Origin of the sequence: Embleya sp. NPDC059213, assembly GCF_042754445.1 — a bacterium.
In the GTDB taxonomy this organism is placed as follows: Bacteria; Actinomycetota; Actinomycetes; order Streptomycetales; family Streptomycetaceae; genus Embleya.
This window is the reverse complement of the sequence record NZ_JBHZAV010000140.1, coordinates 1-23,667: the sequence shown is the minus strand read 5'-3', so window position 1 is coordinate 23,667 and position 23,667 is coordinate 1. Positions and strand designations below refer to the sequence as shown.

The window sequence follows — 23,667 nt, the reverse complement described above, 5'->3', positions numbered from 1 at the left end:
GGCGGCGGGCGAACTCGCGGGCGCAGAAGTAGGTGCCGTTGAGGGTGATGTCCACGACGGTGCGCCACGCGTTGGGGGACATCTCCTCGGCGGGCGCCGGGAAGTTGGCCGCGGCGTTGTTGATCAGCACGTCCGGGAGTCCGAACGTGTCGACGGCCGCGTCGAAGGCCGCCTCGATCTCGGCCGGCTCGCGGATGTCGCAGGTCGCGGTGGCGATCCGGGCACCGAGGCCGGCCAGGTGCTCGCGCGCTGCCGCCAGGTGCTCGGCTTTGCGGCCGGCGACCACGATGTCCGCGCCGAGGCGGGCGTATTCGGTCGCGATGGCCTTGCCGAGGCCGGTACCGCCGCCGGTCACCAGCACCACGGATCCGTCGTATGTGTCGGGTGGCAGGGCTCGGGCGCCGGGCGGGGCGGGTTCCGGCAGACCCGGGTACGGGGTTGACGTAGAGGCAGCGGGCAGGTCGGTCATGGCGGGGGTTGCTCGACTTCCGGTGTGGTGCGGTGGGCGGTTCCCCGTGCGGAGGCCGCGTACGGCGGTGTCGCGCGAGCGCGCTTGGGGGTCGGCCGCTACGGGGCGAGGCCGAGGCGGTCCATGAGGACCGAGCCGGCGTTGAACAGTTCGACGCCGGCGACGCGGTCGGTGAACACCGGACCCTGGGTCGATTCGGCGTACACCCACATCGGCAGGTCGGCCGCGAGCGTGCGTTGCAGGTCGGTGTAGGCGGCCTTGCGAGCGGCCGGGTCGGTGGCGGCACGGCCGGCCGCGAGGGCACGATCGGCGTCCGGGTTCTTCCAGCCGATCAGGTTCTGCGGGCTGGTGGAGACGAACGCGTTCCAGGCGCGGGGTTCGGGGTCGATCACCCAATCCTGGTAGAGGGTGGCCTGGTAGTTCCTGTTCACCGCCACACGGGTGATGTACGCGGTGATGTCCAGCGGTTCGATGCGCATGGACACGTTGCGGTACGCGCGCAGCCGGCTCTGTAGGTACTGGGCGATCTTGTCCGTCACCGATGCCTTCGGGACGACGAAGGTGAAGTCGGTCGGGCGGCCCTGGGCGGCGAGTTCGTCGAACAGGCGCTGTGCCTCGACCCGGTCGGGGGCCGGTTGGGCGGCGCCGGGGTCGAAGAACGGCGAGCCGGTGTTGAAGTAGCCGCGGGCCGGAACCACGCCGAGATCGAGGGTCCTGGCCATCTCCGCCGGGTCGATGGCGAGCGCGAGCGCGCGGCGGGCCCGGACGTCGTCGAAGGGGGCTCGGGTGAGGTTGAACTGCACCGCCTGGCCGCCGTTGGCACGTACCGGCCGGCTGTGTAGGCCGTGCTTCGCGCGGTCGAGCAGCGCCTCGGCGCCGATGACGATGTCGGCTCCGCCGGAGCTCAACGTGTTGTACTGCTGTTCGATGTCGCCGACGACCTTCACATTGACCTGGTCGAGATAGGGCAGGCCCTGGTCCTTTTGCCAGTAGGCGGGGTTCTTCCGGTAGATCTGCTCGGCGCCGCGGGTCCAGCGCGCGAGGGTGAACGGCCCGGCGCCGATCGGCTGATTGCGGTACACGTCCGGCCCTTTCGCGAGCACGGAGGGGGCCGCGATGAAGGTCAGGTCCACCGCGACCGTGCGATCGAAGGTGGGGTTGGGCGCGGCGAGGGTGATGCCGAGGGTGAGCGGGTCGACCACCCGAAGGGTGAGCCCGAGGGCGGCGACACGGTGTTGTGAACGCACGTCGGGCCTGGCGTGCATCTCCCAGTTGGTACGCACCGCGTCGGCGTCGAACGGGGTCCCGTCGGAGAAGGCGACGCCCCGGCGCAGCCGGAGAGTCCAGGTGGTGCCGTCGGTCGTGGTCAGGGCCTCGGCGAGGTGGGGCTTGACGGTGTCGGACTCCGGGTCGAGGTAGACCAGCGGGTCGTAGAGCGCGGCCATGCGGGCGTTGTCGGCCGGCGCGCCACCGTAGCTCGCGCCGAACGGGTCGAGGGAGTTCGCCTCGCCGGTGGCCAGCATGGTGAGTGTGCCACCGGCCCGCGGGGGCCTGGTTCCGGCCCGACTCCCGTCCCCGGTCGGCCCGTTCCCGTTGCCGTCCGTGTCCCCGCCCGCGCATGCCGTGGTGGTCAGCAGCGCGGCGGCGATGAACGTCGCGGCGACCGTTCGGGGGCGATCGGCATGTCCGGCAGCGCGCATGTGTGGTTCCTCGCATCGAAGTTGGAGCGTCCGGCGAACGGGTGGTGGCGGATGGTCGGGGGTCAGCGGCGGAAGCGTCGGGCGAAGTGGGCCCGGCGGCGCGCGAGGGAGACGGCGCGTTCGGCGCGGGACGTCCGGCGCACGTCGGCGGGGACGCGGTCGTCGAGGTCGGCGAACGGGACCACATGGGCGACCGGCGTCGGCGCGGTGCGGGCCCGGACCCAGCGCCAGGCGACGTGCCCGGCGGAACGTCCCTCGGTGTCCAGCCAGTTGGGCAGTCCGGGGTCGGTGTGGGCGACCACGATGCGCACGACGCCGTCGGCGTCCACGTGTGCTTCCTGGCCGTTGAGGGCGTTCTGCCGGTTGTGGATGTCGAGCGATTCGAACCACGGCCTGCTGTAGAGCATGACGCTCCAGTAGTCCGCGTCCGGCGCCTCGGTCTCGATGAGCAGCGCCTGGTCCGGTCCCAGTTCGTAGGCGCCGCCGCCGTAGCGGATGCCCTGGGCGCCGCCGGGTACCGAAGCCGGCGGCGAGATGCGGTTCGGGCCGCCCGCGCGCTCGTACACGGTGTCCATGAAGGGGCCCCAGTACTCCATCGTGGCCCGCTGCCACACGGTGGCCTCGGCGATGCGGGCGGCCAGCCGGGTCGGCGTCAGCGGCGCCGGGAACCGGCCTGCCGAGCCGATCCGCTCGATGACGAACTCGCCCGTGCGGTCGAGGTCCAGGTCGCACACGTACACCCGGATCGACAGGTATCGCGCCCGCCGATCCAGTCGCAGCCACGGCTCGGTGTGCTCGCCGGGCCGAACCGCGGCGACGACCAGTTCGAACGACCCGTCCTCGGCGACGTCGAGGGCATCGATGTCGCACTCGGCGAACACGCCGTACTGCTCCATCTGCATGTCGCCTTCGACGACCGACACGATGAGGTTGCGCACCCCGGCGAGGTTGCCGGTCACCCGGTAGCCGTGGTCGGCATCGACGCGGGCCCGCAGGTACACGTTGTCGACGTTCGGGCCGCCCCACTTGACCACGTCGTCGTCGAATCGGTGGAACGTCGGGAACGCCGGATCGCCGTGCTCGACGGTCGACTGCAGCGCGTGGATCGCCACCCGGGTCAGGTGGCGGAGGCCGTCGGCGGGATCGGGGTGATCGCCGGCGCGGATCGTGCGACCCAGGTCCGCCAGTTCCGCGCAGAACCGGTCCCACGTGGCGAAGCACGCGGCAGTGGCCTGCTCCGGCGTCGCCGGTGTCTCGGGCGTCGCCGGTGTCTCGGGCGTTGCTGCGGTCTCGCGTGTCTCCAGCCTCTCGGGTGTTGCCGGTGCCTCGGGCGCCGCCGGCTGCGCCGGGTCGTCGAGCGTTTCGAAAGTGTCGGCCATGAGGCTGCCCGCCCTTCTGATCTGAGCACGTTTTGAGGCGACGCCTTAATTAAGGCACCGCCTTAGTAAGGCACGGTGCACATGCCGAGTCAAGGGCCATCCCCACCCGGGGAAGGCGCGCTCACGGGCGGCTCCGACGCGCCCCCGGGCGTGCCCCGGATCCCGTCTCGGGCAGTCCCGCCCCGCGGTCACGCAGGGTCGGCACCCGCTCGCGACGATGGGTCGAACCCGCTCCCCGGACGGCCCGAACCGGCTCGCACGAACCGTCGAACCCGCTTTCCCGGATCGCTCGAACCCGCGGTTACGCTGGCCCAATGCCTCGCGACGCGACCACCACCCGCAACCGGATCATCGATGCCGCCGAACAGGTGTTCGCCGAGCAGGGCGTCGGGGAGTCAAACCTGCGCGACATCCACCGCCTGGCCGGGCAGGCCAACAAGTCCGCGCTGCACTACCACTTCGGTACTCGCGACCGGCTCCTCGACGCGGTCATGGAACGCCACCACGCGCACGTCGACCCGCTGCGCGCCGCCCTGGTCGAACGACTCCGCGCGGCCCCCGCCCCACCGGACATCCCGGCCGTCCTCGACGCCCTGGTCGCCCCGCTCGCCGCCCAACTCGGCACCCCGTCCGGTCGCAACCGCATCCGCATCGTGGACCGGATGCGCCACGACCGCGGCCTGTCGGCAGCCACCCTCATCCCCGAAGACGCCGCTCCCGAACTGCCCTGGCTCTTCGATCGGTTGAACGACCATCTCGCGCATCTCCCGCAGTCGGTACGGGAGTTCCGCGTGCTCTCCTGGTCCGCCATGTCCACCGGCGCGCTCGCCGACTGGGCCCGCCACAGCAGCGGCACCACGGCTCCGCTCGGCTTCACCACCGACGAACTCGTGGCAAACCTGGTGGTCATCGGCACCGCGCTCCTCACCGCCCCCGCCCCCGCCACACCCGCGCCTTCACACGACCGGCAGCGGGCGTGACCACCGGCCGCCCGCGTCGCGGCCGCGCGCGGACGGCCCCGGCAGCTCCCGGCGAGCGGTCGGCCCTGCGGTACCTCGCGTTGTCGACGACCGTCGGCCCGACCGGAACGGAACGACCGGTTGCGGGAGTACACGCGGTGCGTGCCGACCACGACGTGACGGCGACCCCGGGAAGCCGCGACCGACACGGCGGGACCAACGCGTGCGTCATCTCCCACAGAGTCGTCACCGGTCCGCCGCGCAGGGCGGCCGGGCGACACCAGGAGCAGGCACGTAGACGGTACGACCGGCGCAGGGAAGGGAGTTCCGCGCCGGCGCATCGAGCCGACGAACCCTGGGAAGCCGTCGGGGTGGTCGGGATCGCGACGGGGGCTCGGATGTGGGGGCGGGCGGTCCCCACGTCGCCGGCGAGACCGGAGCGGTGAGGTGCAACTCGGGCAGTTCGCCGCCGTGTTCGACCCGCAGGGCGTCGAGCCGGCCGGAGCGCACGACCCACCCGCCGGCGATGCCGTCGATGTCGTCGCCGAAGCCCCGAAAGGGCCCGTCCGGCACCCGCCGGGAGCGAAACCGCGATCCGTGGGGCTTGCGCTCCAGTCGGCACTGCCGTTCACACCCATTGCCCGGAACGCCTCGGTGCCGGCCAGGCACTCGGCGTGCGCGGGACCATCAGGCCCCACTCGACCGCCAGACGAACGACCACTGCAAGCGGTGCAGTTGCGTATCGATCTCCCCGACAAGCGGCAATGGCGCGGAGATCGCCCGCCCGGCAGCCGAACGGGACCCCCCTCCCGACGCCGGAGGCCACAGCCGAGACCGTGGGCTCTGTCGTGCAGATTGCTCGACGACCAATCCCGCCGGAATCCGGTGCCGTATCTTGCCGTGGGGGCGGCCGGAAGCCGGACGCTGCCGGCCCGCCGAGGGGGCTGCCGCACCGTGCTCACCTGTTCCGTCGCATCGGGCGGGTCACTCGTGTGTGCGCCTGTCCGCAGTCGGTCGATTCTGGCCACGTGGTCCACGCGGGTCGGGGTGCAGGAGGAAGGTGAGTGTGAGGCCGACGAGCAGAATCGCTGCCACCAGGGCCGCAGTGGCCGAGATGGCGGAACTGCTCGACGGGAGAACGCTCGTGGGGCCCTCTCGGGAGCCCGCGAGGGCAATGTAGGCCGCCACGACGAGGGTGATGCCGGCGGCGGTGCCGATCTGACGTACGGCGTTGTGGGTTGCGGCGGCGACTCCCGATTGTTCGCGCGGGATCTCGCGGAGGGCGATGTGGGTGAGTTGGGCGCCGGCCAGGCCCACTCCGAGTCCGTACAGGCCCAGCCACGCCGTGGGCGTCCACCAGGTCGACGGAGACAACGCGGCCAGGGCGAACGCGCCCATGGTGGCGATTTCGATGCCGAGGCCGGCGCGCACCCAGCGGAGCGGGGCATGGCTGCGGGTCCGGCTCGCGAGGGCTCCCGCGATCAGCACACCCACGGACAGTGCCGTGGGCGCGGCGGTGACCTGGGTGGGCGAGGCGTGGAAGGTCTCCCGTATCCAGCCGGGGATGACGGCCAGGAGGCCGAACTCGCCGAGGGCGATCACGCCGGCGATCAGGTTCGCGGTCCTGAAGCCGGTGTTCGGGCGCAGGGCCGACGGCGTACGGCGGGGTCGCCGGAGGACGAGGACCAGGGCGACCGCTGCCGCGAGTGCGGCGGGGGCGATGGGCAGGGGCCATGGGCGTCCGAGCAGCTGCGGGGTGTCGTGGGGTTGCCACCAGCCGTGGAGCGGGCCGTCGACGACGGCGAAGGCGGCCGTCACGAGAACGATGGCGACCCTGGCCGTTTGGCGTTGGTCGACGGTGCTGTGGTGGCCGGGGATGGGGGCGTGGCGCGTCAGGGCGATGAGCATCACCGCGGCACAGGCCGGCGCCGGTGCGGCCATGGCCCAGCGCCAGGAGTGGTGTTCGGTGAGCCATCCGCTCAACAGGGGGCCGATGGCGGCGCCGGCGCCGATGGTGGCGCCCCAGAGTGCGAAGGCTCGCGTCTGGTCGTGGCCGGGGAGGTGCTGTCTGAGCAGGCCGAGCGAGGAGGTGGTGAGGACGGCTCCGGCGAGGCCCTGGGCGGCGCGTACGAGGAGGAGTTCGGTGGGGTGGGTGCTGGTCGCGGCGGCGAGGGCGAGGACCGCGAAGGCGGCGAGTCCGCCGAGGAAGACGCGGCGGTGTCCGTGGCGGTCGGCCAGGGCGCCGGCCGGGAGGAGGGCGGCGGCGAGGGTGATGGCGTAGGACGCGAACAGCCATTGGGTGTGGGTGCGATCGATGTGCAGGTCGGTGGCGATCCACGGGAGGATGGCGGACACGCTGCTGGTGTTGGCCACGACCAGGGAGGCGCCGAGCCCGGGTGCGAGTACGCCGCCGCGTCGGAGTGTTGTGGTCGAGGGGGCGGGTGGTGCGTTCATCCGGGCGCCGTTCCTGGGTTGGGTGGGTCGGTCGCGGAGCCGTACCCGTGTGCGGGGTGGTTGACGAGCGTCGGCGGGCATTCGGGCGACGGTGCGGTCGGGGTGTCGGGGTGGGTTAGGATCGCGCAACCGTTGTCACCCACCGCACGCTCTCGAACCCGTGGCGCAGCCGTCCGGGATACGGTTCGTGCGCCTGTTCGTCTCATCGTGTGAACCCGCCGGGTCTGTCCGGTCCGTTCGGCGTTGCGTCGTGTCGGTGCCGGGCGATCCCGTCGATCGCGGCTGGGCGCGGGGGCGGGCGTGCGTGGCACGTATGAGAGGACGCGCGCCGTGGAGGTTCTGTCCGAGGTCTCGCGCACGCTGGGCGAGTACCTGCTGCTGCCGAACGAGACCACCGAGGAATGCACCCCGGACCGGGTCGATCTGACGACCGCGTTGGTGCGGCACCGGGTCGGCGAGGCATCGCCGTTGCGGGTGGCCACTCCCCTGCTGAGCGCGATCATGGAGGCGGTGTCCGGCCCGCGTCTGGCGATCGCCCTGGCGCAGTGCGGCGGTTTGTCGTTCGTCCACCAGAACCAGCCTGTCGAGGCACAGGTCGAGGATGTGGCGACGGTCAAGCGGCACAAGGCGGGTTTTCGGCCCGCGACGGTGTCGCTCAAGCCCACCGCGACGCTGGACGAGGTCGCGGAGCTGGTCCGGGAGTCGGGGGCGGAGCAGGTGCCCGTGACCGAGGACGGAACGGTGGGCGGACGGCTGGTGGGGCTGATCGGTCCCGGTGACTTCCACCGGGACCGCCACGGCGGGGGCGCGCCGGTGTCCGCGCGCATGCGCGGGGTCGGGGACCTTCTCACCGCGCCGGTGGGCGTGTCCCTGGGTGACGCGAACGCGTTGTTGTGGGACCGGCGCGCGGACGTACTCGCGGTGGTGGACGGCGCGGGCGTGCTCGATTCGCTGGTCCTGCGCCGCGACTACGACACGCACAAGCGGTTCCGGCACGAGAGTGTCGACGGTCTCAAGCGGTTGCGGGTGGCCGCCGGGGTCAATACGCGTGACCATCGCGATCGGGTGCCGGCGTTGGTGGAGGCGGGCGCGGACCTGTTGTGCATCGACTCCTCGGACGGCTACTCCGTCTACCAGGCACGTGTGCTGGAGGACGTGCGTTCCGCGCACGGGGAGGGGGTGTACGTGGGTGCGGGCAATGTCGTGGACGGTCGGGCGTTCGAGTACCTCGCGGACGCGGGCGCGACGTTCGTCAAGGTGGGGATCGGTGGCGGCAGCATCTGTACGACGCGGGCGCAGAAGGGGATCGGCCGCGGTCAGGCGTCGGCGTTGTTGGACGTGGCGCAGGCTCGGGACGCGTATGCGCGGCGGACGGGCGAGTATGTGCCGCTGGTGTGCGACGGGGGCGTCCTGGAGGACAGCCACATGGCGATCGCGCTCGCCATGGGCGCCGACGCGATCATGCTCGGTCGCTACTTCGCGCGCACGAGCGAGAGTCCGACCCGGCGGGTACGGGTGAACGGGCAGGACTACAAGGAGTATTGGGGCGAGGGTTCGATGCGGGCCCGCAACACGGCCCGGTACGAGCACCACGAGCACACGCAGGCGGTGGCCTTCGCCGAGGGCGTGGACGGGCTGGTGCCGTACGCGGGCAGCCTGTACGACGCGGTCGCGATGACGACGTCGAAGATCCGCGCGACGATGGTCAGTTGCGGCTCCACGTCGCTGGAGGCGTTCCGGGAGTCGGCGCGCATGGTGGTGGTGTCGGAGCAGAGCTTCCGCCAGACCGGCGCCGAGGTGCTGGTGCGCGAACGCGCCGACACCATCGGCTGACGTACGACGAGGCGATCGCCGCGTTGTGGGGGTACGCCACCGACACCGGCTACGGCCGGATCGCCGCGCTGCGCCGTGGCGATGGCGTGTACGGCCTCATCCGCGTGTGCCGTTCTCCTTGTCCTGCCACCACCAGGTGGCGCGGGTGTCGTCGAGCGTGGCAAGTCGGACCTCGGCCACGGTCGGGCAAGGCCGTGCAGGTGAGCCGGCGAGGCGGGCGCAGAAGGGGACCGGCCGCGGGCGGGCCACCGAGCACGCGGGCGGTGTCGACCAGGTCCGCCCGCCCCGGCACGGCGCACCAGTCGAGCAGCCGGAAAGTGTCGTCACCAGGCGGGTCGAGGGTCGCGCAGGTGCTGCGGAGTCTGTTCGGGCAAGGCGCGCGAATCGTCGTCGGTGCGCAGGATGAAACCGGGATGCGGTGGGTAGTCGAGGTTCGCCGGTGCCGGGAGGTGGAAGCGGCGCGTACGCGCAAGCGGGACCTCGGTCAGCACCCCGTCGTGGAGCATCCACAGGCCGAAACACTCATCGTCCACGTCATGCATCAACACCTGCACACTGCCCGGGTGCGGCCACTCCAGGGACTCCAGATACCGCAGCAGCCCGGTCCTGCCACTTTGGCGCGGGAACTCCGCCGCCCACCCGTAACCGCCCAGCACGGCGATCGGCTCGAACCGCCCCCGCCACGGACGACTGTCGTCGAAACGCTCCAACGGCTCCATCACCTCGTGCGCGTGCAACGCCAACACGACGACCTCGGCATCCATACCCATCCCGTGATACCACCCCACTCCCGGCACCCGAGGCAACCCGATTCCCGCCCCGAACGAACCACGACACCCCGTTCGGACCCGCCGGGATTCCCCGTTTCGTCGAACGACCTCGACCGGGACTTCCCCGATGCCATGGGAGCTTTCGTGAGGCGGTCCTCGCACTCGCGAGCGGGTGTGCCTCGTGGCGACGGCACTCGGGTGTGCGCGGACCGATGAGTTTCTCGGCGCGTTCAGGTCATCATCATGACGGCACGTAACACCTACCAGAGGGCATGACGGGTCGGCTCGGCGGTGCTGCTTCCCGGTGTCGGTTGGCCGACCATGCCTCATCGAGGAAGTGACATGTTGGACAGCGAACCGGACACCGTGCTGGGGTCGTTCTCGTCTCCGGACGCGCGAGCGACGCCGTGGGCGTCGGCATTGGCGGTCATCGGTGCGGCGGAGGTGTTCTGGCTTTCCACGACGCGGCCCGACGGGCGACCGCACGTGACGCCTTTGTTGGCCGTTTGGAGTTTGGGGGCCATGTGCTTCACCACGGGTGGTCGCGAGCGCAAGGCACAAAACCTCGACCGCAATCCCCGCTGTGTGCTGACGACCGGCACGAATGCCCTGACCGGTGTGGACGTCGTCATCGAGGGTGTCGCGTCCGTGGTGGACGGGCGCTCCGAGCGTGAGCGGGCGGTCGCGGACTTCGAGCTGAAGTACGGCGCACATCTGACCAGCCCGGAGGGGACCTGGTACGGGTTGGGCGAGGCTGTCATCGGGGGCGACGTCAGGCTGTATCGAGTCGCGCCGACCGTCGGATTCGCTTTCGGCAAGCTGCCGGTGGCCAGTCAGACTCGCTACACGTGGCCCGGCCGGTGACCACGATGGCCTCACTGCAGCAAAAGGTCCAAGACGTCCTGGACGGCCTCGTCGATACGGGAGCCGAAACCGGCTTGCAAGTGGCGGTGTACCACCGCGGTGCGCTCGTCGTCGACGCCGTCGCCGGTGTCGCCGACGGCCGGACCGGGCGCAGGGTGACCGCGGAGACCCCGTTCTTCGGTTTCTCCGCCGGCAAGGTGGTGACGTCGCTGATCGCTCACCTGCTCGTCGAGTCCGGTGTCGTCGGGTACGACACGCCCGTGGTCGACCTGTGGCCGGAGTTCGGTGCCCACGGCAAGGCGACCGCGACTCTTCGGCACGTGTTGACACACTCGGTCGGTGTGCCGGCGATGCCTCGTGGCATCGGCCCCGCCGACCTGAGCGACTGGTCGCGGGTGTGCGGCGCGATCGCCGACGCCGAACCGCGATGGCGCCCCGGTACTCGGACGGGGTATCACTCGTTCACCTTCGGCTTCCTTGTCGGCGAGGTCGCACGCCGGGCCGCGGGCAAACCGATGCGGCAGCTCTTGCGGGAGTGGATCGCCGTGCCGCTGGGCCTGGACGGTGACCTGTTCTTCGGTGTGCCCGCAACCGACCTTGCCCGCCTGGCACGACTCGAAGACGCCGCGCCACAACCGGTCGTCCCACCCGACGGCAACGCCATGCTCGCGCCCTGGGAACTGCGACCGACCGCGGCGATGGGCAACAGCCACGAGATCCTGCAAGCCGACATCCCCTCCGTCGGTACGTTCACCGCGCGGGCGATCGCCGCCATGAATGCCGCGCTCCTCGACGGTCGGCTCATCGATGCACACCGGCTCGACGAGGTGACGGCGGTGGCCTTCGAGGGCACCGACCTCGTCTTCGGCAACCATGTGCGACTGGCGCTGGGCTACCCGCTCGGCCGCATCGGCGCTCGGCCGGACGAGGGGCTCACCACGTTCGGCTGGGTCGGTGGTGGCGGCAGTTACGTCTATGCCGATACCGCCACCGGCACCTCGTTCGCCATGACCAAGACCCGTCTCACCCCCCACTTCGACACCGCACAACGACTCGCGGACCTGACCGCAGCCGAGATCCATCCCCCTGCTTGAGTCTCGGCACCGGAGGTTGTTTTCCGTTTCTTCAGCCGGGACAGCGCGTGTTCCGCCCGAACTCGCCTCCGGGCAGCGCGGATGCGTTCACAGCTCGACGAGGACGTGTGAGGCGCGATCGTGTGTGGGCCAGGACGGCGGCGGGTGGGCGAGGGCCACGGGCCCACCTGACCAAGGGGCCCCGGACGTGATGCCACCGCGCGCGAGCGGTCCCTTCACCCGCCTCGTACGCCCACGCGATGCTCTGCGCCACGATGCGCCGAACTCCCGCCTCCTGTGCGGCATCGACGAGATTACGGGTGCCGACGGCGCGCATCCTCGCGTTGGCCACGAGGTCGACCGCGGACAGATCGGTGAGTTGATGCATCACCACGTCGGGCTCGGCCCGGCTGACCACGCGGATGAGCGCCTCGCGATCGAAGACGTCCGCGGACGCGACCTGGACGCCGTGTGCTCGCAGATCGGTCGAGGCTTCCGGGCGACGCGTCAGCGCTGTGACACGATGCCCTGCGGCGACGAGCGCGGGGACGACCCGCCGGCCCAGGACGCCGGTCGAACCGGCAATGAGAATACGCATGTTCGCAACCTCGGCTTTCGGTCGTGGTCGGGCCGAGGCGTCGGTGCCCCGGGCGGTGTACGGGTTCGGCGCTCACCCGGTCGGTCGAGGCGCCCGGCGGTCCCGCCGTACGAGCAGTTCCTCCGCGTCGACGAGGGTGAGCATGGGCTCGCCGGGGACGCCGACCATGACCACCACGAACCGGCTCCACGCGTCCGCGAGATTGTTGCCCGCCCGGTAGTGGATGACATCGCCGCCCGGCTCCCAGAACGCCTCGCCGGCGCGAATGATCCGCTCGGGTTCGCCTTCGAGCTCGAACACCATCTCGCCTTCGAGCATGTAGCCGAACACCGGACCCGAGTGCCGGTGAGGCGGCGTACCCGCGTCTCCGGGCGGCAACTCGACCGTCATGGCCATCACTTCGGCGGCCGTGGGCAGAAACGGCGGAGTCTGGTGGAGAAGGGTCGTCAGTACCGTCCCACCGCGCTTTTCGGTCATGGCCGCAACGGTAGGCGTGCATCGGTCCGCGCGAGTGGTCCACTCGGAGTCGATTCCGATGGACCGGTCGCGCGGCACGTGAGCATCACCTCGGCGGCCCCTTGGTGCACCCACTCGACGTGTTCGGCCGACTCGTGCTTCGAGGGCCGCCGGATCACGGGCCTACGCGGGTGGCGGGTGCGCGACAACGGAACTCCCCGAAGGACTCGACCGGTTGATGGCAGACCTCCCTTACCGTTCATGACGATTCCGAGCCGCCACCGCACACATCCACGGCCCCGAGTTCCGATCGCGGATGGGCGGGTCGGCCGCGATGCCAGGTGGAGCGCCGCCGACGCGCCCATTCGACGCCCGTCCGCCCTTCCCTCCGTCGGCCCGGGCACGAACCCCCGCCCCGGGAACATCCGGCCTTGGTGAACGAGCGTCGCGCCCGGCCGGGCGGGCGCGGTGGAAGGTACTCCTCGTGTGGCCGCCGTGATCTTTGAGCGGACGTTAAGGGACGGCTCAACACCGCTTAAGGACGTGCCTTCGGGAAGGCCGCTACGGTGGCGGCCCGACGCAGGTTCCCCGTGCCGGGAAACACCGTGCCGCGCACGCGGCCGGGCGAAACTGCGAGGTCCACCAAAATCGCCGTCCACATCCGATCCGCGCCCCCGGCCCCGCAGCGCCGGTCCCACGCCCGGCCCCGAGACGCCGTCGCTCCCGCGCGTCCGCGCCCCCCGGTACCCGGAGCCATCCGGGAAACGACGATGCGGCGCGCCCGCCGGGCCGCCGCCTCCCTCGCGCTCTGGGTGACGACGACCACGATCGTGACCGCGCTCGCCTGGTGGGGGGTGCGCGCGGTGCTGCGCGACACCGTCTTCGAACGGCCCCCGTTCCCGGCCGCGCCGCAACACAGCCCGTCCGCACAGGCCCGGCCCCAGTCGTCGGAAAGCCCCGCGGCGCCGACCCCGGCCGGCAAGAAGGTGGTGGCGGCCCCGCCACCCGCATCCACCCGTCCGCCGTCGAAGTCCCCGACACCGAAGAAGAGTCCCGCCGACGCGAACACGACGCCCGGGACGTACCAGGTCCTCGGCGGGCGGGCGTCCTTCGAAATCGGTGCCACGTCGGCATCGCTGATCGCCGCGACCCCTGCGCCGAACTGGGCCGCGAAGGTGTGGAACAGCGCCGAGTGGATCCGGGTGGACTTCACCAAGGACGGGCACACGTCCTCGATTTTCGTCACCTGGAACGACCACCCGCCCGTGGTCTCCACCCACGAGGAATAGGCGGGCCGCACAAACCCGTGTCGGGTGTGCCCTTCGGTCCGGGGTTCGTTGAGCCGGATGTGCCTTCGGGCCGATGCACGGGATGTGCGCAGAGGCTGCTCCCGGCCGTGGGTGGTTTCGAACGGACGGCCGCGCTCCCCGACGGAGCCGATGCCGTCCGTACTTCCAACCCGACGACGGCGCGTACCCAACGCCGCCGGGTTCGGAATCGACAGGCGTGGTGCCGCGTCCGGCCCGTCCACTTCTTCCTACCGCCCGGTCGACCGGGCCTCGTGCCGCCCGGTCCGGCCGACCACCTCGCGTACGGCGTGCGGGCCGCGGTGCGTCGTGCTCGCCCGCTGCGGCCCCATCGAAAGCCTCGACCTCAGGAAGTGTCGGTGCCCGTCCGCGGGGGCATCTCCCAATACGCGTGTCGACGCCGCGCCCTGCGGGAAGATTCCCGCACCCGCCGGCGATGTTCTTGAGATTCTTTTAAGGCGACACTAGGCCAATATTAATCATGAACCACCAGGTGGACGAGTTCATTTGTGGCACGGGCTGCTAATCTTTCGCGTCGTGAGAATCAATGGAAAGAACACGGCGGGCGTCACCGCGGCCATCGCCGCAGCGGCCGCTCTCGGTCTGATCGGCGCAGGACCCGGTTACGCGGAAAAGTCGGGCGGCCGGCCGGCGTCCTGTCCGACCTCCGGAGAAATGCCGGCCATAGGGAATTCGCCGCGTTTCACCGACAACAATGTGGCGCTTTTCGCGGGTGGCGACTACACGGCCGACGGTGCGGCCGCGGAGGCCGAGGGCCTGTTGGTGGTCAAGGGGCGGGCGACGTTCGCGAAGAGTTCCGGCGGCGTGTTCAACGTGGGCCGTGTGGGCGCCGGTTCGGGCATCCTGCCGACCTCCGGCAACGTCATGCTGGCCGTCGGTGGTGATCTCTCGATCGCCAAGGGTACGACGGTCGACGTCGGCTCCGGGCTCACCACCGGGCCCAAATATGGTGGTTCGGTACAGATCGGCGGCTCCTTGAACGCCGCCGGCTCGTTGCAGACCAACGGCGGGGCAAGCCCGTCGCAGATGGGGCCCGCCCGGGCGATCGAGCCGTACGCCGGCTTCGACCGGACCCTGCAGGACGAGTCCGCATCGCTCGGCGCACTCAAGCAGACCGGCACGGCGATCCGCTCGGGCGCGACGGTGACGTTCAAGAGCACCGCGGCGAGCGTCGGGAACATCCAGGTGTTCGCAATATCCGCGGCGGATATCAACGGCGCTTCGTCGTTCGTATTCGAGGCGATCCCGGAGAACTCCTCGGTCCTGGTGAACGTGACCGGCACACCGGGGGTATCCATTTCGCCGATGTCCGTCGGATTCAACGGGGAACGCGTCGATATCTATTCGTCACCCAAATACGGCCAGGCCGCTTCGCGCATCCTGTACAACTTCCGCGAAGCCGCGTCCCTGACCCTGGGCGGCGGCGGCAATTTCATCGGGTCGATCCTCGCCCCGAAGGCATCGGCGGATCTGACGGCGAGCACCAACGGCCGTCTGTACGTCGGTGGGAACGTAAGAATGCACGGGACGGGCAACGAAAGCCACAACTATCCGTGGAGTGGCACGCCGGCCTTCGCCTGCAAGCCCGAACTCCCCGCGCCTCCCACACCGTCCGCATCCGTCCCGCAGCCCTCCCGACCGGGTACGCCCGAGCAACCGGGCCTGCCCGACCGGCCGACCCCGTCCGCGGAGTCTCCGGGCGCCACGCCGCCCAAGTCGGCCGGCCCGAACACGCCCGGCGACGGCAAGTCGCTGGCCGAGACCGGTGGTTCGCACGCAACCGTCCTCGCCGTGTCCGCAACGGCCGCGGTCGCCCTGGCGGGTGGCGCGGGCGTCTTCGCAGCCGCCCGGCGCCGCCGCCGGACGTGACGGCACGGCGACGCTGACGGGACCGGGGCGGGGCGGCCGAGACCGCCCCGCCCCGGTCCCGCTCACAGGACCACGTCGCGGCACCGACCTCGCCTCCGACTCCGAGATTGGCGTCACAGTGAACTACGCAGACCTTGCACCCGTGGAGCCGCACACCCCCGCCTGGACACCGCCGGCCACCACCGACCCGGTCCCGCCCGTCACCTGCGGCGCGCCCGCCCGTCGCACCGCACGCTTGCCGCGCATCACCGACGCCTTCCCCCAACCGGTCCTGCTCGTGGACTGCAACGGAACCGTCGTCGGCGCCAACACGGCCGCCGTCGACGGTCTGCAGGCACCCACGACCCACCTGCTGGGCCGCGGGGTTCTGGACATCCTCCCGCAGTTCGACCTCGGCCGTACTCCGGGCGGCGTCGCCTGCGACGACGACCGGGACGACGAGCCGACGCACATGACCGTACGGTGCACCGACGGCTTCGAGTTCACCGCCGAGGTCGCGATCCGCCTGGTGCGCCGAGCCGACCTCGACGACGAACCGGCATCGCCGATGTCCCCGCCGGCCGGGCCCGCCCCGCACGGTCTCGACCACGACGACCGCGACTTCCTGATGGTCACCGTCACCGACGTGACGTCACAGCTCTCCGCGGAGCGCGCCTGCCGGCGCCTGAACCGGCAGACGGAGCTGATCCTGCGGGCCACCGCCGAAGGCATCGTCGGAGTGGACATGCGCGGCCGGATCGTGCTCGCCAACCCGGCGGCCACCCGTCTGCTGGGACGCCCCGCAAGCGAACTCCGCGGCCGCGAACTCCTGCCCCTGGCACTGCACTCCACCGAGGACGGCAGCCCGCTGCCCCCGGAGGAGTCGCCGCTGACCGACACCCTGCGGACGGGACGCAGCCACCACGACCTCGGCGCCGTGTTGTGGGGCCGAGACGACACGTGGCACCCGGTCCGGCTCAGCACCGTCCCGATGACCGACGAGGGCCACCTCGTCGGCGCGGTCGTGGCCTTCACCGACCGATCCGCCGTGCACGCGGCCGCAGTTCGCCGCGACCGGCTGGCCGCCGTCCTCGACCACGAACTACGCGCCCCGCTCGACCGGACGGCGCAGATCCTGACCCATCTCGTCGAGGACCCGGCGGGCGTGCTGTGGCCCGAAGCCAATCGCATCCTGCGGCAACTCGCCGAGGACTGCGGCCAGGCCGCGCACCTGGCCGACCGGCTGCTGCAACCGGCCGACGGCTCAGCACAACCGACGGCCGAACTCGCCCGCCGGCAGCAACCCGCGGCGCACGTCGCGACGACCGCAGCCACCCATGCCCAGCCCGCCGCACAGCCCGCCCGCCGGGGCCGGCACGCCGACAACCGCGACGACGACCTCCCCGACGCCCACGCCACCGCGCAGCGAAGCCGCCCCTTCGGCCCGCCCCCGGTCACCGTGCCGGGCACCGTCGTCGACGCCGGGCCACCACGCCGCCGGCACCGACAACTCCCTGCGGCGCCGCGCATCGTGGTCCGCGCCCTGGAAGCCGGTACGACCACGTCCACCGCGCCCGCCGACGGCCGAGGAGCCATCGGCGCCAACCGGACGTGAGCCCGGTGCGTATCCACAACGCCCGTATCCGCCCGGGCGCTTGAGACTTCAGGAAGGACCGAACGTGGGACAGCATCGCCGTCGCGACAGGACCGGGAGCCACCGGCGCCCGACGTGGCCGCAGGCCGGGGCCGCACCGCTCGGCGCGCAGCGGGGCGTGGCGTACGCCGTGGGCGCGAGCGTGCTGGCCTTGGGTGTCAGTGTCACCGTCGTCGACCGGGCGACCGCCCCACGGCACAACGTCGTCGAAGCGGCACCCGCCGCAGACGGGTCCCCGGCCGCCTCCGTATCGCTCATCCCGCCCGTACCACCCGCTTCGTCGGCGAACTCCGACGCGCCCGCGGCCCCGCGGACCGCTCCGCCCGCCACCCGCCCGACCGCCCGTTCCGAGCCGATCAAGGCCGCCAGGCAACCCGCCGCGGCACCACCCCCGGCCCCTCCCCCGGCCAAACCGCCGACCAAACCGCCGACCAGGGAAGCACCGGCACCACCGCCGGCCGGGTCGACGTTCGCGAGCACCGTCCTGCGCATGGTCAACGGGCAACGCGAGGCCGCCGGACTCCGCCCACTCGCGACGGACGCCGAACTGGTGCGCGTCGCGGACACGATGAGCCGGGACGCGGCCACGCCGAGGTATGCGAACGACACTCGCACCAGTGCACGCGACCGATGGAACATCGGACCGTGGACTCGCGGCGGCCTCCCGCGGATCGCCGGGATCGGCGGCGCGAGCCTCGCCTTCGGCCAACCCTCCCCCGAGGCCGTCCTCACGCTGTGGATGCACAGCCCACAACACCGGGCGAACATCCTGGACCCGCGCTGGACACGCGTCGGAGCGGGGGTCCACATCGACGCAATGGGTGTTCCCCACTGGACGCTGCTCCTCGGGTACACGGTCCACCGACCGTGATTCGTCCGGTCCCCGACGATTCACACGGCCATCCGATCCGCTTCCGGGGAATTCCGTTCGGCACGTCTTCCCTACACTTTTCCTCGCTCCCGGCGGTCCGGTCGCGGGGGAAACACACGCGGCCGATTGTTCGGTCGAGCCGAGGGCGAGACCATGGATCGAGCCATTCTCGAACTATTCAACGACTGGGGCCTCGTCGGGCATAGTGGATTCTTCCCGAGGCATACGGACGAACCTTTTCCGCTTGCCGAAGGCCGTCGACGCGGGCGCGGGAACAGGCGGCGAGCGTCCATGGCCGGGCTCATCCGACCTGGTCGCACAGATGTTTACGCACCGGCACCCAAGGAGACGAAGTACCCGCTCCTCGCTCCGTATTCGGGCGTCGAGGCAGCCTGCGCAGCCGAGCCCGAAGGGCCGACCCACGACGGATCGACCTGCCGGCGGACACCGTCCACGCGACTTCCGAATCGCCCGGTCGTGCACGACGAAACGGGTGCACGGTCACGCGGGGCAGGCGCTCCTTTGCCGACCCGGACATTGTCTTCGGCAACAAGCCGGAGCGGGTCTCTCAAACTGACGTCAAGGAAATCATAAGTTGATCTTAAGTACCCTCGCGGTCGGGCTATTCGTCCTGACAAGCCTTCGGTTCACCGCTATTTTCCCGCGTATGCCGCACACCGCCGCACAGCACCCTCGTCCCGACGGTATTCACAACGCGGCGTCACGCCCCGGAGGCCGACGCCGCCGCGCGGCCCCCGCCGACACTTCCCCGGAAGCCGCAGTGCCCACACGACTCGCGCCCGGTCCGCTCACGACCGGGAAGACACCACCACTGGTCGCACCCGTGTCCTCCCGGGGACCGGTGGCGCCACCCGTATCCCTGTCTCCGTCCCCGTCCGCGTCCCCGTTCCCGCCCGCTTCCGCGTCGACCGACAACCCTCCGGCGGCATCCATGCCCGCACACGCACGCACCCTGTCGTGGACACAGATCGAGCCTCCCGTCGTCCCGCGCACGGCACCGTCACCGTCACCGTCACCGTCACCGCAGGCTCCCCCTGCCGATTCCCCGAAGTTTGCAACGCCTCCGGCACCTCCACGACTGCCCGTCCGCACCGAAGACCACCCCATGCCCGGGAGCGAGGGGCCCAGGACGGGAGCGGGCACGCACCGAACCGTGGCCCCGCCGCGAATCTCCCCCCACGTCCCGCAGTTCGCCCTGCTGTTCGTCGGCGGGACGACCTTCGGCATATGGGCCGCACAGATCCGACCCAGCACGCGCCTCGCCGCCCTCCTGGCGACCGCAGCGCACCTGACGGGGTTGCTCGCGGGTCTGGGCATGTTGGCGATGCTGCTCCTGATGACGCGTATACCGGCGGTCGAACACGGCATCGGCGCGGACACACTGGCGCGTTGGCACGCACGCGGCGGGCGCACAATCGTCCTACTGATGCTCGCCCATACCGGACTCGCCTGGTGGGCCTACAGCGCCTACAACCACGTGGGGCCCGTCGACGGGCTGCTCGACATCCTCGGCTACCCCGCGCTGGCCGCCGCCACGTTCGGCTGCGGGCTCCTGGTCGCGGTCGCGGTGTTCTCCGCGCGCGCGGTGCGCACCCGGGTGAGCCACGAGAGCTGGCTTCGGATCCATCTGCTCACCTACGTCGGGACGGCGATCGCCTTCTTCCATCAGCCCGCGGGCCCCGACCTCGGCGGAGCGCCGGTCCTCGCGTGGTTGTGGACCTTCCTCCATGTCCAAGTCGCGGTATTGCTGGTGTGGTACCGGGTCGTCGTCCCGCTTCGTGCGCTGCGCCGTCACGACATCCGCGTGCTGCGCGTCTACGACGAAACCCCGGACGTCGTTTCGGTGCTCATGACCGGCCGCGGGCTCGCGTCCCTGGACGCCGCCTCGGGTCAGTTCTTTCGTTGGCGATTCCTGACCCGCCGCCTGTGCCGGACGTCGCTGCCCTTCTCGGTCTCGGCGCCCGTGCGCGACGACACGCTGCGCATCACGGTCAAGGTCGTCGGGGATCACACCCGACGCGTCAAACGCCTGCGGCCGGGCACCCGGGTGCTCGCCACGGGCCCGTTCGGTGCGATGACCGCCCGACGCCGCACCCGCCGCAAAGTACTGCTGATCGCGGGAGGCATCGGGATCACCCCGATGCGCGCCCTGTTCGAAACGCTGCCCGGCGAACCGGGCGACATCACGTTGCTCTACCGGGCGACCGACTCGGCGCAACTCGCGCTCCGGGAGGAACTGGAAGAGATCGCGTGGCGCCGCTCGTGCCACGTCCACTACCTGCTGGGCTCCTCGCGCGGGCCCGACAACCCCGTCACGTCCGCGCGACTGCGCCGACTCGTACCCGACATCGGCGAGCACGACGTGTACCTGTGCGGCTCGCCGGACATGACGCGCGCGACCCTGCGAGTCCTGCGCCGCGCCGGTGTGCCACGCGGGCAGGTCCACGCCGAAGTCTTCGACGCCTAGCGCGTCTTCGATCCCCCGCCGAGCAACTCCCGCGCGGCCGACGCCCGCACGCGCCGACACCTCCCCTTCGCTCCTTCGTTCAAGGAACCGTCATGACTCTTCGTCGCACGGCCACCGCCCTCTCGCTGACGGCCACGAGCGTGTTGATCGTCGCCCTCACCGGCGTTCCCGCACCGAGCGCGCCGGTTGCCCCGGACCGCACGAGTTCGCAAGGCGCGCCGGCGACCACTCCGCAGGCGGCGCCCGGTTCGGGGACGATCGCGGGGGCCCGGGTGCCGTGAGATCGCATCGGACAACCATGCCTGAACGGGCCGGTAGCAGAAACCGGCCGCCTATTTCGCTTTCCCTCCGCCTCCTTTCCGGCTTTGATTTCCCGCAGGGTTTCGATTCCCGATCTCCATGGCGACGCCGAGGCACTATGGTCTCGGGTCATGGCTCAGGTGCTCTTGGTTGAAGACGATCATTTTGTACGTTCCGCTCTGATTCGATTCATCACGCAGGAAGCTCATGGAGTTCGCAGCGTGGGAACCGCCCTGGACGCTCTGCGTGAAATCACCCGGCAATCCTTCGACGTGGTCATTCTCGACCTGGGATTGCCGGATCTCGACGGTGGTGAGGCACTGAAGATGTTGCGCGGCATATCCGACGTCCCGGTCATCGTCGCGACCGGTCGTGACGACGAGGCGGAAATCATTCGGTTGCTCAACGCCGGCGCCGACGACTATGTGACGAAACCGTTCTCGGGAGAGCACCTCCGGGCACGGATGTCGGCGGTGATGAGACGCTACGACAGACGCCGCGACGCCCGCGACGTATTCGTCTGCGGTGCGTTGCGCGTCGATGTCCTGCGCCGTGAGGTGGAGTTCGACGGCAGGACCGTGGACCTGACCCGGCGCGAGTTCGACCTGTTGGCGTGCCTCGCATCCCAGGTGGGCGCGGTGGTGACCCGCCGTGACATCCTCGCGCAGGTATGGGGCCACGCCCAGGGCGACGACCAGACCATCGACGTGCATCTGTCCTGGCTGCGACGCAAGCTCGGCGAAACGGCCCGGCAACCACGCTACGTGCACACCGTGCGCGGTGTGGGGGTGAAGCTCCAGGCACCGACCTGACCCGACCGAGCCGCCGCCGGGGTCGGGCGCGCCCACCGCACCCTCGGCGCACGGCTGATGGCTGATGGCCGACGGCTGACGGCTGACGCGGGAATTCCGCCGGCCGGGGACACCGAGAGAGATCCCCACACATCCGTCGAAAATATCCGTGCTCAGGTGTGCATCACGAATGGCGAAGCAAATGGCACCGAGGGTGGCCGCCGCACCCCACCAGCGGACCCGGCATGTCCACGACCGCGCCTCCCTTAAGTACGACTCATCTCCCACATAAACGCTGCTCTGGATCGGACCGATTCCTTCGTAATCCCTTCTTCGGCTTCCTCGTTGACGTTAGGTTCCAATGCAGCCCCCGTACCCCACACGAACGAAGGACAACCGTCGGTGAAGAAGCATCCGGTGCAAATTCTGGCAGCGTTTCCGTTCACGCTCGCGCTCGTTCTCTCCGGAATAGGCACGGGAACGGCGTTCGCGCATGGCACGTCGCTGAATCCTCCGAGTCGTATCCAGTTGTGTTCGACCCAGGGGGGCGAGAATCCGGAGAACTTCCGACTCCCGGCGTGCCGCGCCGCCAAGGCTGCGGTGGGCGACGACCCCGCCCCGTTCTACGACCCGAACGCGGTCAACATCGCCGATGCCGCAGGCAGGCATCGGCAGATCATTCCCGACGGCAAACTGTGCAGCGCGAACAACCCCCAGTACGCCGGTCTCGATCTCCCGCGTGCCGACTGGCCGACGGCCAACCTGCCCTCCGGGGGGTCGTACACGTTCCGCTACAAGGCCACCGCGCCCCACAAGGGCACGTTCGAGTACTACATCACCAAGAACGGCTTCGACGTCACCAAGCCCCTTCGCTGGTCCGACCTGGAGGCGGCGCCGTTCGTGACGGCGACCGATCCCTCGCTCGAAAACGGCTCCTACGTGGTCCAGGGCCGCTTGCCGGCGCGGTCCGGCCGTCACCTGATCTACATCGTCTGGCAACGCTCCGACAGCGGCGAGGCGTTCTACTCCTGCTCGGACGTGGTCTTCGACGGCAGTGGCAGTTCCGTCCCCGCCCCCACCGGCAAGTCCTCCCCCACCACTGCGGCGGCGGGCGGCGGACACGACGCGCACACCCGGCCCGCCTCGGGGACTCCCACCGCAGCCTCGTCGAAGCCCCGCACGGAACCGGCCTCACTCACCCCGTCGAAGCCCGCTGCGGCACCGGTGCCCGAGTCCGCGGCGCCGGAACAGGCCCCGGCACCGGTGAACCCCGAACTCGCCCGGACCGGCGGGAACGGATCGCAGCCCGGGCTGATCCTGGCCGGCGCCGCAGCCGGATCGGTCGCCATCGGCTTCGGATCCCTCGTCTACGCCCGCCGGAGGACCTCGCGCTGATCACGCCCGACGCGAGCGGCGGCACCGTCGTAAAACGGTGCCGTCGTGTTGCCCCCGCCGCACACGAGGCGTCCCGCGTCGCCGCCCACACGGCAGGAACAGACAACCGTCGTCGGTCGGTTGATGTCGCAGTCCGACTGCGAGGCGCGGGCCGCAGCGTCGCGCGGGAACGGTGAAGCTCAGGCGGGCGGCGACGGCGTGGATCGGGCGGGGGAATCGACGAGCGCGCCCCCCGGCGGGTCGACCAGACGGTCGACCTTTCGCCGGCCGGAGTCATCATGCAAAGCGTCAAGGCTGCACGTGAGCGACGACGAGGGCTCGGCGCCCCGCGGCACGAGTGCGCCGCCGATCCCCGCTCAGCGGCGGCCGGCGGCCAGGATGACGAGGAACTGGCCGCCACCCGCCTCGATGTCGGCGGTCACCGGCAGCCCCGGTGC

Annotated in this window: 19 protein-coding genes; 12 read left to right on the top strand and 7 right to left on the bottom strand. The window is 70.8% G+C overall.

The annotated features are described in order from the left end of the window. From ACFXMF_RS35365 to ACFXMF_RS35355, 3 genes are all read right to left on the bottom strand, one after another. The coding region (locus ACFXMF_RS35365) for an SDR family NAD(P)-dependent oxidoreductase (RefSeq protein ID WP_360316298.1) at positions 1 to 364 on the bottom strand (364 nt) is incomplete at its 3' end. Between the two features lie 203 nt (positions 365 to 567). Further along, on the bottom strand, positions 568 to 2,169 hold the full coding sequence (locus tag ACFXMF_RS35360; RefSeq protein ID WP_379991202.1) for an ABC transporter substrate-binding protein: 1,602 nt from the start codon (positions 2,167 to 2,169) through the stop codon (positions 568 to 570). 62 nt (positions 2,170 to 2,231) lie between these two features. Next, positions 2,232 to 3,548: a DUF1214 domain-containing protein gene (locus tag ACFXMF_RS35355; protein ID WP_379991201.1), complete on the bottom strand. Its 1,317-nt coding sequence runs from the start codon at positions 3,546 to 3,548 to the stop codon at positions 2,232 to 2,234. 314 nt (positions 3,549 to 3,862) lie between these two features. Between ACFXMF_RS35355 and ACFXMF_RS35350 the strand changes: the two genes are divergently transcribed. Further along, on the top strand, positions 3,863 to 4,528 hold the full coding sequence (locus ACFXMF_RS35350) for a helix-turn-helix domain-containing protein (protein WP_360316290.1): 666 nt from the start codon (positions 3,863 to 3,865) through the stop codon (positions 4,526 to 4,528). A gap of 963 nt (positions 4,529 to 5,491) precedes the next feature. Here ACFXMF_RS35350 and ACFXMF_RS35345 read toward each other — a convergent pair. Further along, on the bottom strand, positions 5,492 to 6,961 hold the full coding sequence (locus tag ACFXMF_RS35345) for an MFS transporter (protein WP_379991199.1): 1,470 nt from the start codon (positions 6,959 to 6,961) through the stop codon (positions 5,492 to 5,494). A 330-nt stretch (positions 6,962 to 7,291) separates the two neighbouring features. Between ACFXMF_RS35345 and ACFXMF_RS35340 the strand changes: the two genes are divergently transcribed. Next, positions 7,292 to 8,794: an IMP dehydrogenase gene (locus ACFXMF_RS35340; protein WP_379991198.1), complete on the top strand. Its 1,503-nt coding sequence runs from the start codon at positions 7,292 to 7,294 to the stop codon at positions 8,792 to 8,794. Positions 8,795 to 9,117: 323 nt separating this feature from the next. Here ACFXMF_RS35340 and ACFXMF_RS35335 read toward each other — a convergent pair whose 3' ends face one another. Continuing rightward, entirely contained in the window at positions 9,118 to 9,564 is a 447-nt protein-coding gene (locus ACFXMF_RS35335; protein ID WP_360316282.1) for a hypothetical protein, read from the bottom strand. A 342-nt stretch (positions 9,565 to 9,906) separates the two neighbouring features. On the opposite strand from ACFXMF_RS35335, the gene ACFXMF_RS35330 reads away from it, so the two are divergent. Both ACFXMF_RS35330 and ACFXMF_RS35325 read left to right on the top strand, forming a co-directional pair. Next, on the top strand, positions 9,907 to 10,428 hold the full coding sequence (locus ACFXMF_RS35330; RefSeq protein WP_360316280.1) for a pyridoxamine 5'-phosphate oxidase family protein: 522 nt from the start codon (positions 9,907 to 9,909) through the stop codon (positions 10,426 to 10,428). Positions 10,429 to 10,433: 5 nt separating this feature from the next. Then, positions 10,434 to 11,522, top strand: a complete 1,089-nt coding sequence (locus tag ACFXMF_RS35325) for a serine hydrolase domain-containing protein (RefSeq protein ID WP_360316278.1) — start codon at positions 10,434 to 10,436, stop codon at positions 11,520 to 11,522. A gap of 31 nt (positions 11,523 to 11,553) precedes the next feature. On the opposite strand, the gene ACFXMF_RS35320 is transcribed toward ACFXMF_RS35325, so the two are convergent. Then, positions 11,554 to 12,099: an SDR family oxidoreductase gene (locus ACFXMF_RS35320; RefSeq protein ID WP_379991197.1), complete on the bottom strand. Its 546-nt coding sequence runs from the start codon at positions 12,097 to 12,099 to the stop codon at positions 11,554 to 11,556. Positions 12,100 to 12,171: 72 nt separating this feature from the next. Next, a complete protein-coding gene (locus ACFXMF_RS35315; protein ID WP_360316272.1) occupies positions 12,172 to 12,576 on the bottom strand; it encodes a cupin domain-containing protein in 405 nt (134 codons plus the stop codon). Positions 12,577 to 13,325: 749 nt separating this feature from the next. On the opposite strand from ACFXMF_RS35315, the gene ACFXMF_RS35310 reads away from it, so the two are divergent. The 8 genes from ACFXMF_RS35310 (at position 13,326) to ACFXMF_RS35275 (ending at position 23,230) form a co-directional block, all read left to right on the top strand. Beyond that, on the top strand, positions 13,326 to 13,844 hold the full coding sequence (locus ACFXMF_RS35310; protein ID WP_379991195.1) for a hypothetical protein: 519 nt from the start codon (positions 13,326 to 13,328) through the stop codon (positions 13,842 to 13,844). A gap of 555 nt (positions 13,845 to 14,399) precedes the next feature. Further along, positions 14,400 to 15,752 (top strand): choice-of-anchor A family protein, encoded by a 1,353-nt coding sequence (locus ACFXMF_RS35305; protein WP_379991193.1) that lies wholly within the window; start codon positions 14,400 to 14,402, stop codon positions 15,750 to 15,752. Between the two features lie 142 nt (positions 15,753 to 15,894). Next, complete coding sequence (locus ACFXMF_RS35300) at positions 15,895 to 17,346, top strand: PAS domain-containing protein (protein ID WP_379992205.1); 1,452 nt, start codon at positions 15,895 to 15,897, stop codon at positions 17,344 to 17,346. A gap of 529 nt (positions 17,347 to 17,875) precedes the next feature. Continuing rightward, on the top strand, positions 17,876 to 18,256 hold the full coding sequence (locus ACFXMF_RS35295; RefSeq protein ID WP_379992204.1) for a CAP domain-containing protein: 381 nt from the start codon (positions 17,876 to 17,878) through the stop codon (positions 18,254 to 18,256). A 1,174-nt stretch (positions 18,257 to 19,430) separates the two neighbouring features. Continuing rightward, a complete protein-coding gene (locus ACFXMF_RS35290; protein WP_360316257.1) occupies positions 19,431 to 20,744 on the top strand; it encodes a ferredoxin reductase family protein in 1,314 nt (437 codons plus the stop codon). 92 nt (positions 20,745 to 20,836) lie between these two features. Then, the gene (locus ACFXMF_RS35285) at positions 20,837 to 21,025 is read left to right on the top strand and encodes a hypothetical protein (protein WP_379992203.1); all 189 of its coding nucleotides are present in this window, start codon (positions 20,837 to 20,839) and stop codon (positions 21,023 to 21,025) included. Positions 21,026 to 21,175: 150 nt separating this feature from the next. Next, complete coding sequence (locus ACFXMF_RS35280; RefSeq protein WP_380018075.1) at positions 21,176 to 21,856, top strand: response regulator transcription factor; 681 nt, start codon at positions 21,176 to 21,178, stop codon at positions 21,854 to 21,856. 396 nt (positions 21,857 to 22,252) lie between these two features. Then, on the top strand, positions 22,253 to 23,230 hold the full coding sequence (locus ACFXMF_RS35275; RefSeq protein WP_379992201.1) for a lytic polysaccharide monooxygenase: 978 nt from the start codon (positions 22,253 to 22,255) through the stop codon (positions 23,228 to 23,230). Positions 23,231 to 23,667 lie beyond the last annotated feature (437 nt).

Coding starts and splice junctions, on each gene's coding strand:
- ACFXMF_RS35335 (WP_360316282.1), bottom strand. CDS start 9,564: ATGGGTATGGATGCCGAGGTCGTCGTGTTGGCGTTGCACGCGCACGAG.
- ACFXMF_RS35330 (WP_360316280.1), top strand. CDS start 9,907: ATGTTGGACAGCGAACCGGACACCGTGCTGGGGTCGTTCTCGTCTCCG.
- ACFXMF_RS35320 (WP_379991197.1), bottom strand. CDS start 12,099: ATGCGTATTCTCATTGCCGGTTCGACCGGCGTCCTGGGCCGGCGGGTC.
- ACFXMF_RS35360 (WP_379991202.1), bottom strand. CDS start 2,169: ATGCGCGCTGCCGGACATGCCGATCGCCCCCGAACGGTCGCCGCGACG.
- ACFXMF_RS35355 (WP_379991201.1), bottom strand. CDS start 3,548: ATGGCCGACACTTTCGAAACGCTCGACGACCCGGCGCAGCCGGCGGCG.
- ACFXMF_RS35280 (WP_380018075.1), top strand. CDS start 21,176: ATGGCTCAGGTGCTCTTGGTTGAAGACGATCATTTTGTACGTTCCGCT.
- ACFXMF_RS35350 (WP_360316290.1), top strand. CDS start 3,863: ATGCCTCGCGACGCGACCACCACCCGCAACCGGATCATCGATGCCGCC.
- ACFXMF_RS35325 (WP_360316278.1), top strand. CDS start 10,434: ATGGCCTCACTGCAGCAAAAGGTCCAAGACGTCCTGGACGGCCTCGTC.
- ACFXMF_RS35310 (WP_379991195.1), top strand. CDS start 13,326: ATGCGGCGCGCCCGCCGGGCCGCCGCCTCCCTCGCGCTCTGGGTGACG.
- ACFXMF_RS35345 (WP_379991199.1), bottom strand. CDS start 6,961: ATGAACGCACCACCCGCCCCCTCGACCACAACACTCCGACGCGGCGGC.
- ACFXMF_RS35285 (WP_379992203.1), top strand. CDS start 20,837: ATGACTCTTCGTCGCACGGCCACCGCCCTCTCGCTGACGGCCACGAGC.
- ACFXMF_RS35295 (WP_379992204.1), top strand. CDS start 17,876: ATGGTCAACGGGCAACGCGAGGCCGCCGGACTCCGCCCACTCGCGACG.
- ACFXMF_RS35315 (WP_360316272.1), bottom strand. CDS start 12,576: ATGACCGAAAAGCGCGGTGGGACGGTACTGACGACCCTTCTCCACCAG.